The sequence below is a fragment of the Mesobacillus sp. MER 48 genome (assembly GCF_023714225.1).
Taxonomy (GTDB): Bacteria; Bacillota; Bacilli; order Bacillales; family Cytobacillaceae; genus Mesobacillus; species Mesobacillus oceanisediminis_A.
Window position 1 is genome coordinate 671,142 of record NZ_JAMAUR010000003.1, and the last position, 15,005, is coordinate 686,146.

General features: G+C 41.1%; 15 protein-coding genes. 5 read left to right on the top strand and 10 right to left on the bottom strand.

The window, feature by feature from the left end; translation table 11 throughout:
- Positions 1-133: 133 nt before the first annotated feature.
- Positions 134-1,360 carry a dicarboxylate/amino acid:cation symporter gene (locus M3593_RS14550; protein ID WP_251542456.1) on the top strand — a complete coding sequence of 409 codons (1,227 nt, stop codon included), beginning with the start codon at positions 134-136 and terminating at the stop codon, positions 1,358-1,360.
- A 62-nt stretch (positions 1,361-1,422) separates the two neighbouring features.
- On the opposite strand, the gene M3593_RS14555 is transcribed toward M3593_RS14550, so the two are convergent.
- From M3593_RS14555 to M3593_RS14565, 3 genes are read right to left on the bottom strand one after another with little or no spacing between them, the layout of a single operon-like run.
- Complete coding sequence (locus tag M3593_RS14555) at positions 1,423-2,382, bottom strand: PDR/VanB family oxidoreductase (RefSeq protein ID WP_251542454.1); 960 nt, start codon at positions 2,380-2,382, stop codon at positions 1,423-1,425.
- 16 nt (positions 2,383-2,398) lie between these two features.
- Positions 2,399-2,830, bottom strand: a complete 432-nt coding sequence (locus tag M3593_RS14560) for a dimethylamine monooxygenase subunit DmmA family protein (protein ID WP_251542453.1) — start codon at positions 2,828-2,830, stop codon at positions 2,399-2,401.
- Between the two features lie 20 nt (positions 2,831-2,850).
- A complete protein-coding gene (locus tag M3593_RS14565) occupies positions 2,851-3,801 on the bottom strand; it encodes a heme-dependent oxidative N-demethylase family protein (RefSeq protein ID WP_251542451.1) in 951 nt (316 codons plus the stop codon).
- Positions 3,802-4,099: 298 nt separating this feature from the next.
- Between M3593_RS14565 and ahpC the strand changes: the two genes are divergently transcribed.
- Both ahpC and ahpF read left to right on the top strand, forming a co-directional pair.
- Positions 4,100-4,663: an alkyl hydroperoxide reductase subunit C gene (gene ahpC / locus M3593_RS14570; RefSeq protein ID WP_144479379.1), complete on the top strand. Its 564-nt coding sequence runs from the start codon at positions 4,100-4,102 to the stop codon at positions 4,661-4,663.
- A gap of 13 nt (positions 4,664-4,676) precedes the next feature.
- A complete protein-coding gene (gene ahpF, locus M3593_RS14575; protein WP_144479381.1) occupies positions 4,677-6,206 on the top strand; it encodes an alkyl hydroperoxide reductase subunit F in 1,530 nt (509 codons plus the stop codon).
- Between the two features lie 715 nt (positions 6,207-6,921).
- Here ahpF and M3593_RS24045 read toward each other — a convergent pair.
- The 5 genes from M3593_RS24045 to M3593_RS14595 form a co-directional block, all read right to left on the bottom strand.
- A complete protein-coding gene (locus M3593_RS24045; protein ID WP_285848014.1) occupies positions 6,922-7,050 on the bottom strand; it encodes a hypothetical protein in 129 nt (42 codons plus the stop codon).
- A gap of 105 nt (positions 7,051-7,155) precedes the next feature.
- Positions 7,156-8,655, bottom strand: a complete 1,500-nt coding sequence (locus tag M3593_RS14580) for a malate:quinone oxidoreductase (RefSeq protein ID WP_144479383.1) — start codon at positions 8,653-8,655, stop codon at positions 7,156-7,158.
- A gap of 564 nt (positions 8,656-9,219) precedes the next feature.
- Positions 9,220-9,777: a hypothetical protein gene (locus M3593_RS14585; protein ID WP_144479385.1), complete on the bottom strand. Its 558-nt coding sequence runs from the start codon at positions 9,775-9,777 to the stop codon at positions 9,220-9,222.
- A gap of 230 nt (positions 9,778-10,007) precedes the next feature.
- On the bottom strand, positions 10,008-10,613 hold the full coding sequence (locus M3593_RS14590; RefSeq protein WP_251542449.1) for a prolyl hydroxylase family protein: 606 nt from the start codon (positions 10,611-10,613) through the stop codon (positions 10,008-10,010).
- Positions 10,614-10,784: 171 nt separating this feature from the next.
- Complete coding sequence (locus M3593_RS14595) at positions 10,785-11,633, bottom strand: MBL fold metallo-hydrolase (RefSeq protein ID WP_251542447.1); 849 nt, start codon at positions 11,631-11,633, stop codon at positions 10,785-10,787.
- Positions 11,634-11,858: 225 nt separating this feature from the next.
- On the opposite strand from M3593_RS14595, the gene M3593_RS14600 reads away from it, so the two are divergent.
- Positions 11,859-12,482 carry a DUF2238 domain-containing protein gene (locus tag M3593_RS14600; RefSeq protein ID WP_251542445.1) on the top strand — a complete coding sequence of 208 codons (624 nt, stop codon included), beginning with the start codon at positions 11,859-11,861 and terminating at the stop codon, positions 12,480-12,482.
- A 392-nt stretch (positions 12,483-12,874) separates the two neighbouring features.
- Entirely contained in the window at positions 12,875-13,747 is an 873-nt protein-coding gene (locus M3593_RS14605) for a cation diffusion facilitator family transporter (protein WP_251542443.1), read from the top strand.
- Positions 13,748-14,157: 410 nt separating this feature from the next.
- Here M3593_RS14605 and rlmH read toward each other — a convergent pair whose 3' ends face one another.
- Positions 14,158-14,637 carry a 23S rRNA (pseudouridine(1915)-N(3))-methyltransferase RlmH gene (rlmH, locus tag M3593_RS14610; RefSeq protein WP_251542441.1) on the bottom strand — a complete coding sequence of 160 codons (480 nt, stop codon included), beginning with the start codon at positions 14,635-14,637 and terminating at the stop codon, positions 14,158-14,160.
- 100 nt (positions 14,638-14,737) lie between these two features.
- The gene (locus M3593_RS14615) at positions 14,738-14,899 is read right to left on the bottom strand and encodes a CxxH/CxxC protein (RefSeq protein WP_251542440.1); all 162 of its coding nucleotides are present in this window, start codon (positions 14,897-14,899) and stop codon (positions 14,738-14,740) included.
- Positions 14,900-15,005: the final 106 nt, after the last annotated feature.

The following is a 15,005-nucleotide window of genomic DNA, read 5'->3' on the forward strand; positions in this document are numbered from 1 at the left end:
TTTTCTGGACACTCTTTCCAATTTCACTATTGTCTGTTTCAGTTAACAGGTGTAGTTTATAATTAAGTGCATTTTCTTCATTCTTATAGGGGTTATAAGAAAAACAATTTCACAAAAAGAGGCGGTACATAAAGTGAATCTATGGAATTCATACAAAAATTCATCATTTATTTTAAAAATGACCATCGGCTTTGTTCTGGGGATATTAGCTGGTGTTCTGCTGGGGGCTGATGCGGAGTTCTTGAAGCCATTTGGCACGCTGTTGATCAAGCTTCTTAGTCTTATTGCTACTCCAGTAGTGTTCTTGACGGTTGTGCTGGCAGTCAATCAAATGAACCCTGCACAGCTTGGCAGGACCGGAGGTAAATTGATCCTGTATTATGGGGCAACAACTGCTGCGGCTGTGTTGATTGGTCTGGGTCTTGCGTTATGGATCAATCCCGGGGAATCCTTGACACTCCCGAATACGACCGTAGAGAAACCTGCGACACCATCCATTTCTGATGTCATTTTCAGCATCGTCCCTGATAATTTCTTTTCAGCTTTCACAACCGGGAACTTGATGGCGATTCTGTTTCTGGCGATCATCATCGGCTTCACGATTTCAGGAATGAGGTTTTCCGGTGAGGAGAAAACCCAGCAATACGGGGTACAGCTGCAAACTTTCCTTGAGGCAGCCAATGAGCTGTTCTTCAGGATTTTAAAGGGAATCCTTCTTTACGCACCGATCGGTATTTTTGCCATCAGCGCATCCACTTTTGGCACACAAGGGTGGGATACATTAACGTCACTACTGGAATTTACAGCGGTTTTTTATATTGGAATCATCATCCTCTGGGTTTTCGTGTACAGCGGGACTCTTAAACTGTTCAAGATCCCGGTCAGGAGCTTTTTCGCGAACACGAAGGATGCATATACAACGGCTTTCTTTACTTCGAGCAGCATCGCTTCCCTTCCAGTAGCCATCGAAAGTGCGAAAAAGGCTGGAATTTCCGAGAAGATGGTGAACTTCAGTTTGCCGCTTGGCGCTGTGTTCAACTCTGATGGCGGAGCACTAAGAATGGGTGCATCGATTGTTTTTGCCGCCAATGTCACTGGTGCCAATTTCTCGCTGGTTGATTTCGTTACCATCATTCTTGTTGGTACATTGCTTTCCATCGGAACAGCAGGCATTCCTGCAGCAGGGCTTGTCACCCTGTCAGTGGTACTGACGATGTTCGACCTGCCGCTTGAAGTCATCGCACTGATCGCTGGCGTCGATGCGATCATCGGCATGGCCGGGACGGCTTCCAATGTCGTCGGGGACGTCGTAGGAGCCGCTGTAGTTGACCAATCTGAAAAGAAAGCAGAATTAGCTTGATACTAGCAAGAATCATAACAAGTAGAAAACCGCATCTGGAATAAGGTGCGGTTTTCTAGTTTCTATAAATCTAATACTAAATGCCTTTCCCCCCGGGAAACACAGCATAGAATCGACTGATTTGTACGTTGTTGTTCTTCAGTGAGGAAGGAATCGAAATGGGCGACTTCCCCCTCTGCTACTTTCACTTCGCATGTCCCACAGCCGCCAACCTTGCAGGAAAAAGGCAGATTGATTCCATTTTCACGGATCACATCCAGCAATGAACGATCCTTTGGAATTTCCAGCTGCATTCCGCTATTTTGCAGAGTCACGGTAAATGGCCTGGCTTCTCTATTCTCGGATGGAGCAAATCGCTCGAAATGAATATTGAAAGAAGGATATCCATAGCTTTTTGCCGTTTCGGTGAATTCTTCAATCATGTTTTCAGGCCCGCAAAAATATACATGGGTCCCAATCCGGTGATCTTGAAGAGAAGCTGGAGATAATCTATTAGAATTCTCATCCTCTGAAAAATAAAAATAGCATTGCTCTGGATAACGTTCCCTTAACGCATTGTAAAAAGCGCATTGTTCCTTTGTTTTCGCTCCATAATGCAGCTCGAAAGATTGGTTCTTTTCGGCGAGTTCAGCCATCATTGATAAAAAAGGCGTGATCCCAATGCCGGCTGCATAAAAAACATGGTGTTTAGCTTGAAAACTCATTGGAAAATGGTTTTTCGGATAACTGATCTTAACAATATCCCCTTCAATGACACTATGATGCCAGTAAGCGGAGCCGCCATTTGAAGGCTCGGCCAGACGTACGGCGATCTCCATGACACCTGGCTCTGAAAGGTTAAAAACTGAATAATGTCTTTCCATTATGCCTGAAGGCTGCGGCAAATAAGTGATTATATGGGAGCCGCCGCCAAAGAGCGGGAGCTTGACGCCGTTCACTGCTTCCAGGGTGAACCTTTTAATGGTTTCCGTTTCCATTTTTATAGATTTCACTCGTACTTGTATTGTATTGCCCTGCTGCAATCTCAGTCCCCCTGTCTCATTTGATCGTTACATATCCCAAGTAAGCATCCAAACGGCGGGAATAATGATCCGAAACCTCGAGTTCCTGCCCACAGAGCCTGCATATGACAATCTGGTTTTCCCAGGCTTCATTCTCGCCATGACAAGTACAGCATATTAATTTTTTCGGTAAAAAAACCTTTGTTGCAGTCTGTATTTCCTGTTCGGAAAAACCTGTTTCAAATGCCAGCTCCTTTACCATTTTCACAAATTCCGCCGAACCGGATATGTATAGGTAGGTCCCCATTTTTTGCGTGCAGAACCAGGTTTTCAGCATGGGTTCCTGTCCCTCAGCGAAAATATGAAAATCAAAAGGGATTTTTTCAGACAATGCCTGTTGTAAAAGGTCGTAAAAATCCCCGGCACCCCCCGAATCCGTACAAAACAAGAATTTTCTTTTCCCACTCACTATTTTAAAGCTGCTTTCACTCATCTCTTTTTCAGTTCCACCTCCAGATATTCAAGGACCGAGTTCCGGTACAAGGAAATACCTTTATATTCTGCGATGAATTCAGGAAGTTCCTTCAAGATTGCCGAAAATTGCTTTAGCCATGGGGTATGCTGGATGAGTGATTCAAGGGGCAGCATATGTGTATGGATGGTAAATAAAATCCCATTGCTTTTTGGCAGCCGGAAAAGTTTCTGTACTTCTACCCGCAAGTGGACCAGTTCACCTGCATTTTCTTTTGTCACATTTTTTCGGGCCTTGCCCCATTCAGCGAATGTTTCAAGCGAGGTATCCAGCCGGTCCCCTGCCATAAGTGACCAATTTTTCCTCCACCATGGACTGCCTGCCTCGATTCTCATTAAAAACTGGAGAATGCGCTCATCAAGTGATCCATACTTGAACCCGGGAATTGGCGTATGGATTTCTTTGAACGACATTCCAGCATCAAAATACAACGACCAATTGGCTGGAAAGCAGAGCTGACCTGCATCCAGAAATAAATCCCCGTCCCGCTGCATCATCAGGATCAAATCTTCCTGCACATGCCGGCCGACAAAATCCAGCGGTTCAACGTCCAGTGTTGCCTGATTTCCAAATATGAAGGAATGATTCTCACCTGTTAACTGGTTAGTGAAAATCCAATGGTCATTGTTTGCAACAAGCTGGTAGTTCTCAGGATAGAAACTGGCCAGCTGGTGCAGGATTAAATCCAACACTTCCCACTGGGCATCCAATGTATGTGGCATGGAGTGGTAACAGCGTTTGGGGTGATTTATCAGCAATTCTCTCTTCAGCTTGATGTCCTCTAAATAAGATTTTGTCACTTCGATGGCAATTGGTGGATTTAATGGTACCGCATTGTTAGAATATCTATATACATCCTGTTCACCAAAAGGATAAGGAAAAGGGTGCTTATTCTCAATAGAGACCATCTAATTCCTCCTTTTCAGAATTTTTCATCTACTTATTACTATACAGAAGTTCAATGAGGAATTCATTACACAAGGAAAAGTTGGACAAGCTAATCTAGTGCAATGCTGTATAAATCTATCTTTTTTTTGAAATAATTATTAAGAACTAAAAACCGGTGTTTATCACTTGACACTTAATAAGTTTTATATAATAATCGTTACTGTATTAGAATTATTCTAGTTTACCGAATAGTTAACTGAATTCATTCAGGAAAACTATTTCAAAAATAATTCAACCATTTTAAGGAGGAAATTAATCATGGCATTAATCGGTACTCAAGTTTTACCATTCACAGCAAACGCATTCCACAACGGAGAATTCATCACTGTTTCTGAAGAAAACTTCAAAGGCAAGTGGAGCGTAGTTGTATTCTACCCAGCAGACTTCACTTTCGTATGCCCTACAGAGCTTGAAGACATGCAAAACGAATATGCTACATTAAAAGAAATGGGAGCAGAAGTATATTCTGTATCAACTGATACACACTTCACTCACAAAGCATGGCACGACCACTCTGAAGCAATCAGCAAAATCGAGTACATCATGATTGGCGATCCATCTCAAAGACTTACTCGCAACTTCGATGTATTGAATGAAGAAGATGGTCTTGCAGAGCGCGGAACTTTCATCATCGATCCAGACGGCGTTATCCAGACTGTTGAAATCAACGCAGGCGGAATCGGCCGTGACGCTAGCCAGGTAGTAAACAAGCTGAAAGCAGCTCAATATGTACGCAACAACCCAGGCGAAGTTTGCCCTGCTAAATGGAAAGAAGGCGGCGAAACTCTTAAGCCAAGCCTTGATCTTGTAGGAAAGATTTAAGGGGAACACTCCCATGTTATTAGATGCAGAAATTAAGGCACAATTAGCCCAATATCTTCAAATGATGGAGGGCGATGTGCTGCTTAAAGTTAGCGCAGGATCGGATGATGTATCACGAGACATGCTGGCTTTAGTCGATGAATTGGCAACAATGTCATCCCATATTAAAGTGGAGCATGCCGAATTAAATAGAACACCTAGCTTTAGTGTCAACCGTGTCGGTGAAGACACTGGAGTGACTTTTGCGGGCATTCCTTTAGGACATGAATTCACTTCATTAGTCCTTGCCCTGCTCCAGGTCAGCGGCAGAGCGCCAAAAGTTGATCAGAAAGTCATTGACCAAATTAAAGCGATCAAGGACGAATATCGTTTTGAGACATATGTCAGCCTTAGCTGCCACAATTGCCCTGATGTAGTACAAGCCTTGAACGTGATGAGCACTTTGAATCCTGGCATTTCACATACCATGATTGATGGTGCAGCGTACAAGGAAGAAGTTGAAAGCAAGGATATCATGGCCGTACCAACGGTATTCCTGAATGGCGAGCCATTCGGAAGCGGACGTATGTCCCTTGAGGAGATTCTTGCAAAATTGGGTTCTGGTCCAGATGCTTCCGAATTGGCGGACAAAGATCCTTATGATGTCCTTGTTGTTGGCGGCGGACCAGCTGGTTCAAGTGCAGCCATCTATGCAGCGCGAAAAGGCATCCGTACAGGGATCGTTGCTGAGCGCTTCGGTGGCCAGGTAATGGATACTTTAGGCATCGAGAACTTCATCAGTGTCAAGCACACTGAAGGCCCTAAGCTTGTTGCCAGCCTTGAAGAGCATGTGAAAGAGTATGGCGTCGATATCATGAACCTTCAGCGTGCCACACGCCTGGAGAAAAAAGACCTTATCGAGCTGGAACTTGAAAATGGTGCAGTCCTGAAGAGTAAAACTGTCATCATTTCGACTGGTGCCCGCTGGCGCAATGTCAACGTACCAGGAGAAGCTGAATTCAAGAACAAAGGCGTTGCCTACTGCCCTCACTGTGATGGACCATTGTTCGAAGGAAAAGATGTAGCTGTCATCGGCGGAGGAAACTCTGGCGTTGAAGCAGCAATCGACCTTGCAGGTATCGTAAAGCATGTAACAGTGATCGAGTTCAATCCTGAACTCAAAGCTGATGCTGTTCTACAAGATCGCCTGCACAGCCTTCCAAACGTCACAGTAGTGACAAACGCACAAACAAGCGAAATTACCGGAACTGACAAAGTGAACGGTATTACGTACATTGACCGTGCATCAGGCGAAGAACACCATGTTGAATTACAAGGGGTATTCGTACAAATCGGTCTCGTACCAAACACAGAATGGCTCGGTGACACGCTTGAACGCACTCGCTTCGGTGAGATTGTCGTAGACAAGCAAGGTGCCACAGACCTGCCTGGCGTTTTCGCTGCTGGCGATTGCACGGACAGTGCATACAAACAAATCATCATTTCAATGGGATCAGGTGCAACCGCAGCATTAGGTGCGTTTGATTACTTGATTCGTAACTAATAGGAAGCCGCTTTACTGCCTGGATTGATGGCAGTGGAGCGGTTTTTTTTGTGGGCTGACAGGTTTTCTTTACAGCTTTACGCTCGCCACCCGCAAACCTGTCAAAATAACGATGCTTTCTTGACAACTTTACGATCTTCACCCGCAAACCTGTCAAAATAACGACCGTTTCTTGACAGCTTTACTCTCTTCACCCACAAACCTGTCAAAATAACGACGCTTTCTTGACAGCTTTACGCTCTCCATCTCCGAACCTGTCAAAATAACGAGGGTTTCTTGACAACTTTATGCTCGCCACCCGCAAACCTGTCAAGATAACGATGGTTTCTTGACAACTTTCCGCCCATCACCCACAAACCTGTCAAAATAACGACGCTTTCTTGACAACTTTACTCTCTAGACCTGCAAACCTGTCAAAATAACGAGGGTTTCTTGACAACTTTACGATCTTCACCCGCAAACCTGTCAAAATAACGAGGGTTTCTTGACAACTTTACTCTCTACACCTGCAAACCTGTCAAAATAACGAGGGTTTCTTGACAACTTTACGATCTTCACCCGCAAACCTGTCAAAATTCTTGACAGCTTTACTCTCTTCACCCGCAAACCTGTCAAAATAACGACGCTTTCTTGACAACTTTACTCTCTTCACCCGCAAACCTGTCAAAATAACGACCGTTTCTTGACAGCTTTACTCTCTTCACCCGCAAACCTGTCAAGATAACGACGGATTCTTGACAGCTTTCCGCTCATCAACTGCAAACCTGTCAAAATAACGACGCTTTCTTGACAACTTTCCGCCCATCACCCACAAACCTGTCAAAATAACGAACGTATATCCCAATTATCCCCCCTCCCAGGCAAATGCCTGATTAATCTCTAACCAACAAAAAAACCTCCAATCCCACCCTGGATTGAAGGTTTTGATTTATTATCCATTTAAAATAAATCAGCTGTAAACTCGCTCTTTATCGCTCAATCCCAGCGTTTGTGCTGTGGATTCATGGATTTCATGGAATAGTTCGGGATTGGCCGCTAAAGATACTCCATACGAAGGGACCATTTCCTTAATTTTATCTTTCCATTCGAACATTTTTTCTGGGAAGCATTTTTCCAGCACTTCAAGCATGACGTTTACAGCAGTTGATGCACCAGGGGATGCTCCCAGTAATGCAGCAACAGAGCCATCCGAAGCACTTACGACCTCTGTGCCGAATTGTAGTGTGCCTTTGCCGGAATCTGTGTCTTTGATGACTTGTACACGTTGTCCCGCGACTACGACTCCCCAGTCCTCGTTCTTGGCGTTCGGAATGAATTCGCGCAGTTCTTCCATGCGCTTTTCATGGGAAAGCATCACTTGTTCAATCAGGTATTTCGTCAAAGCCATCTCCTTCATTCCTGCAGCAAGCATAGTCATGACGTTATTCGGTTTTACAGAAGCAATCAAATCCAAATTAGATCCTGTCTTCAGGAATTTAGGCGAGAAGCCTGCAAAAGGTCCAAACAGCAAGGACTTTTTGTTATCGATGAATCTTGTGTCCAGGTGCGGCACAGACATCGGTGGTGCTCCCACCTTCGCTTTTCCATAAACTTTTGCGTGGTGTCGCTCGACAACTTCAGGGTTGTTGCAAACCAAGAATAAGCCGCTCACAGGGAATCCGCCAATCTGCTTTGATTCAGGAATGCCTGTTTTTTGCAGCAATGGCAGGCTTCCTCCACCGCCTCCGATGAAGACGAACTTGGTTTTATGGAGTTCCTCTTTGCCGCTATCAAGGTTTTTCACCTTGACTTCCCATGTCCCATCGCTGGCACGTTTGATATCCTTCACACTATGCTTATAGTTAATCTCAACATTCTTGCTCTCCAAATGCTCAAATAACATCCGCGTCAAGGCGCCAAAGTTAACATCTGTTCCCGAGTCAATTTTGGTTGCTGCAATCGGGTCATTAGATGTGCGGCCCTCCATGACTAAAGGAATCCACTCCTTGAGCTTCTCTGGGTCCTCTGAGTACTCCATTCCCTCAAACATCGGAATAGCTGAAAGCGCTTTAAATCGTTTTTTCAAGAAGGTAACATTTTTCTCGCCTTCTACCAGGCTCATATGTGGCAGCGGCCTAATGAAATCCTGGGGATTGCGAATTAAATTGCTCTTTACAAGATAAGACCAAAATTGTCTTGTAAGCTGAAATTGTTCATTTACATTGATGGCCTTAGTTATATCGATCGATCCATCAGGTTTTTCAGGTGTATAGTTCAACTCACAAAGGGCTGCATGTCCAGTACCCGCGTTATTCCACTCATTGGAGCTCTCTTCACCTGCTGAAGGAAGTTTTTCGAAAACTTTGATTTCCCACTCTGGTGCTAACTCTTTCAGTAATGACCCCAACGTCGCACTCATGACTCCGGCACCAATTAAGATAACGTCTGTAGCTTTCTGTACGTTGCTCATTTTATCCTTCCTTGTCCCATATATTTGAGTAGGCGCGTCGGATTGGGACACACCTTCTGCCTTTGTTAAAACCGTAACATAATCTATTATAATGATTTGAGGATTAAAATTTCTACTATTTACTGATAATTATAAACTATTTTGCCACTGTAAAAAAGTGTGAAGTCTTCCCAACGGTTTTATTGGCCGCCAAAGCCCGATAAATCCCCGTTTACACAAAGGGAATTTTAAGAGCCTATATTGAAATAACAGAACTATAGTTAGAGCTCCAAAAAGCATAAGGGTATAGATTACAGCGATTACTTGGTCAGGAAAAAACATTTTGGTTTTATACAAAGAAAAGGCCGAACTTATATAAAATAGTTCAGCTAGTTTAATTTATCCTGTTTGAAAACAGAAATCGTAAAATTGAATTGGTTTATAACAACAGGTTTATGTATTCCATTATCTGCTCCCACTGCCCTTCCGTGAATTTCCCAGGGGATTGTCCGATTATATTAAAAGGACGGATTCGTAAGAGAACCGGCCTTTCTGCTAGAGGTTGTAGTTGGATTAACTCCTCGTTCATTTATCCCTGAATTTCAGCATAAACTTTGTAAACCAATAAGCAGTGTACGCAATAGCGATGTCTATAAGAAAAATATAAAATTGATGCATGCCTCTCTCGATTTTCACCAAACCCATATACTTTTCGAAAGAAGCAAAGACAAATGCAAAAACAGCGCTTAGCAACGCGGAATAAACATAAAAATTCTTATGATGATTCGTACAATATTGATATACAAGCAAAAAACCCACTGGCAATGCAGAGGCTGTCATACTAAGAGCTGGAGGGAACCAGGGCGAGAGAAAGTATGTATGAATAAAATGACTGTAATTTGCAAGGACCTGTTCGACGTATGTCCATAGGATATGAACCGTATAACCAAAGAAAAAAATCTCAAATAATCTTTTTCGATCGAGTAAAAAATACAATAAGATCAATGGCAGCAGCAAAAAAGCCAAAACCATCCAGAACTGCCAGTTCCCCATATCGGAGTATTGATGCCAATATGAGGAGATTAACTTTGTCATCTCATCATTTTTTTCAGTTATTTGCTTCCAATAATCCTGGTAACTCAATGAAATAACCCCCAAATCATACAGGCAATAGTCCTCTTTTAGTAAGTTTCCGCTAAAGATGGAGGTTATATACCAAGCGCTGACATAATTCGACGTAATCTAACGGACCCGGCAGGTATGATGATTATAAAAGCAATTGTCTCCATATAGCCTACTCCTTCTTCGCCTTAAAAATGGCAAAAAAAGTTAAAGATACTGTTTTGACACAGTATCTCTTCTATAGTTTATATTCAATACTGTGGTTTTTCTCGAAACCATAGGGTCGCAATCCATTTCTCTCCAGCTATTAAAGGACGGGATCCATGCTTTGAGAGTAAATGGACTTGATTTGTTTCTTTACTAAAATTTTCAAAAACCAATAAGTTTCCCTGGATTGGGGTAATATCGAGAGAAAGAGCAGGAAAGAAGGTTTCTCCTCCAGCATCCACACTATTTAAGTAAAGAAGTGCTGTATAGGTTCGTTGCCCACCTTTAAGTAAGTACTCTCTCCCAAGTTTGCCAGAGGATTGAAAAGTATCCAAATGCGTATTGAACTTACCACCAGGTTGATATCTGACAATTTGCAGCTTCTCCGCATAATTAAGTGGCTGCCCTACAATGGAAGCAATCCGCTCAGATATGTGCAGAACATTTTCGTTGATATTGTGATGTAACCAGGCATGTTCTGACTTCCGTGCACTTGAAAATGACTTTTTCGAGTCTCCGACAACAGCTGACGGTTTTAGTATTCCTTTGGCTAAATCTATCAGTTCTTTACATTCTTCCTCGTTTAGCACATTTTCATAATAAGCTATAAAGGGGCTTTTATCATGGTACATAATAGTCGGCTCCTTCATTAAATTCACCTCCATTGTAATTAATCTATTCTTTAAATTATGTAATGGAAGTGTTTAATGTGAATAACTTAATGAACCATCCCTATAACTCAATAAAAAAGAGAGCAGTACAATTACTACTCTCTTGTCCAGTAACGATATTCATACCTACATTGCTGACCGAATCCTTATCTAATAACCATTTACAAAGTCGGCAATTGTTTCTATTTCATCTTCTGTAAGTTCCCTTTTTACATGCTTTTCGTATTCTTCAATGATTTTTTGCCGATCACCAAGGCAACTATCTGTATATTTGGCAATGGTTCTTAGCTTAGCAGCTTCCTTATTAAATTCAGCTTTCGAAATAGCCCTTTGATGCGAAAGTATATATGTTTCTGCGTCAAATGCTTCTAATTCATTCAAAAGACGCATCGTTTCATTAATTGTGTAGTTTTGTTTTTCGGAAAAAATATCTGGATAAATACAATCACCAAGAAAGAGGATCTTTTCTTCTTTAATATACACGACTACTGAATCAGCAGCGTGATCTCCTCCAACGTGCTGTACGACGCAAGTTACACCCCCAAGGTCGATTTCAACGCGTTTTTCAAACGTTAAATCCGGCAAGACAATGGTAATATCCCTGTGATCCGGGAATTCCTCCTTGATTGCTTTCGCACAAAATTCAATTTCCGATCCTTCCCTAACTCGTGCATCTAATGCTTCATCTGACCATGAAAGCGGGATTAGCTTCTCCATTTCTTGTTTCGTTTCTTTGGAAGCAATAGAAACTATTTTAGGGAATGCTGAAAGCCCAAAAATATGATCCCAATGCCAGTGAGTAAGAACGACCATATCAGGATCAGGGATTCCCCTTTTTAAAAGTTCTTCCAGAAAATAATTTGCATGGTCCTCCGAGTTGCCTGCATCAATCATTAAGGTCTTTTTCTTGCCCACAACCATCCCTAAAATTGGCCGGTCGGTCAGCGAAACTGGAGTGATATACCAAAAACTATTGCCTATCTTGTTTATTGAATGCATATAGGATTCCTACCTTCTTTATTTTATATTTAGTGAATTTTCCCTAGCCCATTTGTGACATTCAGCAACTGCACTTTTTTTAAAAATAAAACTCCAATCCTTTATGGTATAGTTCACTGCAATCTACTACATGAGGTTATATAATTTAAAACTCATCCCATTTTCTATAATACATAAATGTTAAGCAAATACTAAATGCAACTTGTTTTTCATGGAGTGATTTGAATGTCACATAAAATGAATAGTTCTTCGATTCATTTTTTCTTGTTATTGGTTGTTTTACTTGTACTTATTTGGTCCCTGATTAAACCGGAAGAAGGATATATGGTTTTGTTGGTGGAGGTTTTACCTTCAATATTGGCAATACTGTTTTTAGTATTAACATATAATCAGTTTCGCCTCACCACTGTTTCCTATGTCATCATTACCTTTCTTGTCATTTTGACGTTTGTAGGGGGGCATTATTCTTATTCAAAAGTTCCACTCTTTACATGGATCAAAGATTATTTTGATTTACAGAGAAACCACTACGATCGGTTTGGTCATTTTCTTAAGGGGTCTATTGTGATAGTGATAATAGAGATATTATTAAGGAAAACGGCTTTATCGAAAAGTAAAACCACAAATTTTATTGCTTTATGTATAACCCTAGCAATCGGGGCTTTCTACGAAATCATTGAGTGGGCAAGTGCAAAAATAGGGAAAGAAGGGAAAGTCACAAAAGATTTTTTAGGGATGCAGGGAGACATATGGGATGCCCAGTGGGATATGGCACTTTTACTTGTAGGTTCCATTCTTTCGCTATTTATTATAAAAATCCTTTATAAAGAATTAGAAAGATCCAGATAATGGGTTGATATCTATTTAAAATAACCCAGGTACAACATTTGAGCAACAAGATAGATGGCCAAATAAGCCGAGTTATTATTCATAACTTGGCTTATTTGGCATTGTTACTATTTTACACATCTAGACCTCAACTACTTATGGTAAGGTTCACCCTAACATGGCTAAAGGCAGTTTTTATACAGCACTTCAAGATAAAACCAACGAAGCTTCATTTGCAGCTAGCTAGTCTTCATAATCCCCTGTTATATGCGAGTTATCTAAAGCATTGTCGTAGGCTAATGGATTTTCAACTTGAACATTAATCAGTGATATGCGCAGGGCCTGGAACAATGGCTTTATAAATGAAATCATTTAAAATGGATATAATAGGTCAAGGAAGGTGTATTCAAATTATGGAGCATTATAATAATCATGGGCAACAACAAAGCGAAAATAACAATCGAAAAGTAATCATGTGGACGTTTTTACTTATAACATCATTTATGATTGTTGAAGTTATTGGCGGGTTTATGACAAATAGCCTGGCACTTTTATCAGATGCAGGGCATATGCTGAGTGATTCTGCGGCATTAGGGCTTAGCTATGCAGCACTTATTATTGGTCAACGTGCTGTATCAGGGCAAAAAACATTTGGATACCGACGCTTTGAAATATTTGCAGCATTTATAAACGGTTTAACGTTAATTGCAATTTCTATCTATATTTTTTTTGAAGCTGTAAAACGTTTTTCAGCACCTCCAACTGTTGCGAGTACAGGCATGCTAATAGTAGCTGTTCTCGGTCTAGTGGTAAATATTGCGGCGGCATTTATTTTAAATCAAGGCGATAATGAAAATTTAAATGTAAAGAGTGCATTTTTACATGTTATTGGTGATATTCTTGGCTCTGTTGGCGCGATTACAGCTGCATTACTTATTTTATTTTTCCAATGGAATCTAGCCGATCCAATTGCTAGTATCATTGTGGCTATTTTAATTATTATTAGTGGATATCGCGTAACGCGCGACTCTTTTCATATTTTAATGGAAGGTGCTCCAGAAGATTTAAATAAAGACAAAATTGAAGAAAAATTATTATCTGTAAAAGAAGTAATAAGAGTAACGGACCTTCATATTTGGTCTATTACATCTGATTTTCCATCATTAACATGTCACGTAAGCGTAGGACAAGATGTAGATGAACAGGTCGTATTGCGTAAAATTCAAACATTACTTCATGATGAATTTAACGTGCATCATATGACAATTCAAATTGAAAAGTGGTAGAAATAGAAAGTGAACTGCCTAATTGAAACCTGTATAGCTGTAGTTAGGACACTTGAAAAAGGATGTTGAGCTGCAGGTATCATATGTACTCTTGAATTACTTTTTTATGTCGACCGAAATTCATCGGGCTACTCTTTCCTTTTAAATAACCCTTAAAAGCAAATACAATTTACTTCGATAGAATACTTACCAAACATATGTATGTGATCTGGACATACAGTTGCCTCACTTATTTCTATATAATTCGTATATAAACTTCCGATGTATATAAATTTTCGTTTAAAAAGGGATTTAACAAAAAATGCAGAAATAGCGAAAGCAGAAACGTTGTTTTAACAACATTTCTGCTTTTCAATTTCGCATAAATTCACTTCAAAAAGGCTTATTGGACAGCTCTTAAAAAACCTCATTTACTTATGGTACGGTTCACCCCGATTAATCCGAAATGCACGATAAATCTGTTCCACTAATATCAGCCTCATCAGCTGGTGTGGAAAGGTCATTTTTGAAAAAGATAACTGTTCATCCCCCCTTTTCAACACTTCATCGCTCAGTCCCAGAGACCCGCCGATAACAAAGGCGATTTTACTTTTCCCATAGGTGGCGAGTTTGTCCAGGCTGTCTGCAAGTTCTTCGGAGGATTTCAGCTTGCCGTTAATGGCCAGGGCGATGACATAGGTATCCTGGCCAATTTTAGAGAGGATGCGCTCTCCTTCTTTTTGCTTGACATGGGCCATTTCAGTATCACTTAATTCCTCCGGCGCTTTTTCATCTGGCACTTCGAAAACGTCTACTTTTGCGTAGCTTCCGAGTCGTTTAAGATATTCTTCTATTCCCTGTTTGAGGTATTTTTCTTTCAATTTGCCAACCGTCACGATTGAGATATTCACAGGCATCCCCACTTTACAAACAGATTACAAACAGTTTACAAACAATCTATCCACAATAGTTATCCACATATTCACACCGATATCCACATTTAGTAGGCGATCATTCGTTCGCCACAATATATATAGCAGGTTGTCCACAGTATCCACAGACAAACCCCGACTTATCAACAACCTCTATCTTCGTTAATTGAGGCGCAGCTTCAAACTCATCAACTGCCTCATCCAGTGCCAACTCTACATGTTCAGCGCAGCAATACTTCATTTTTCTCTTCCTTTCTGCTTCTTTTTATAAGATTATCATTTGCTTAAATTCATTATTAAATTTATCCACAAGGACCATTTTAACATAAAAAACAGGAAGCTTTCGC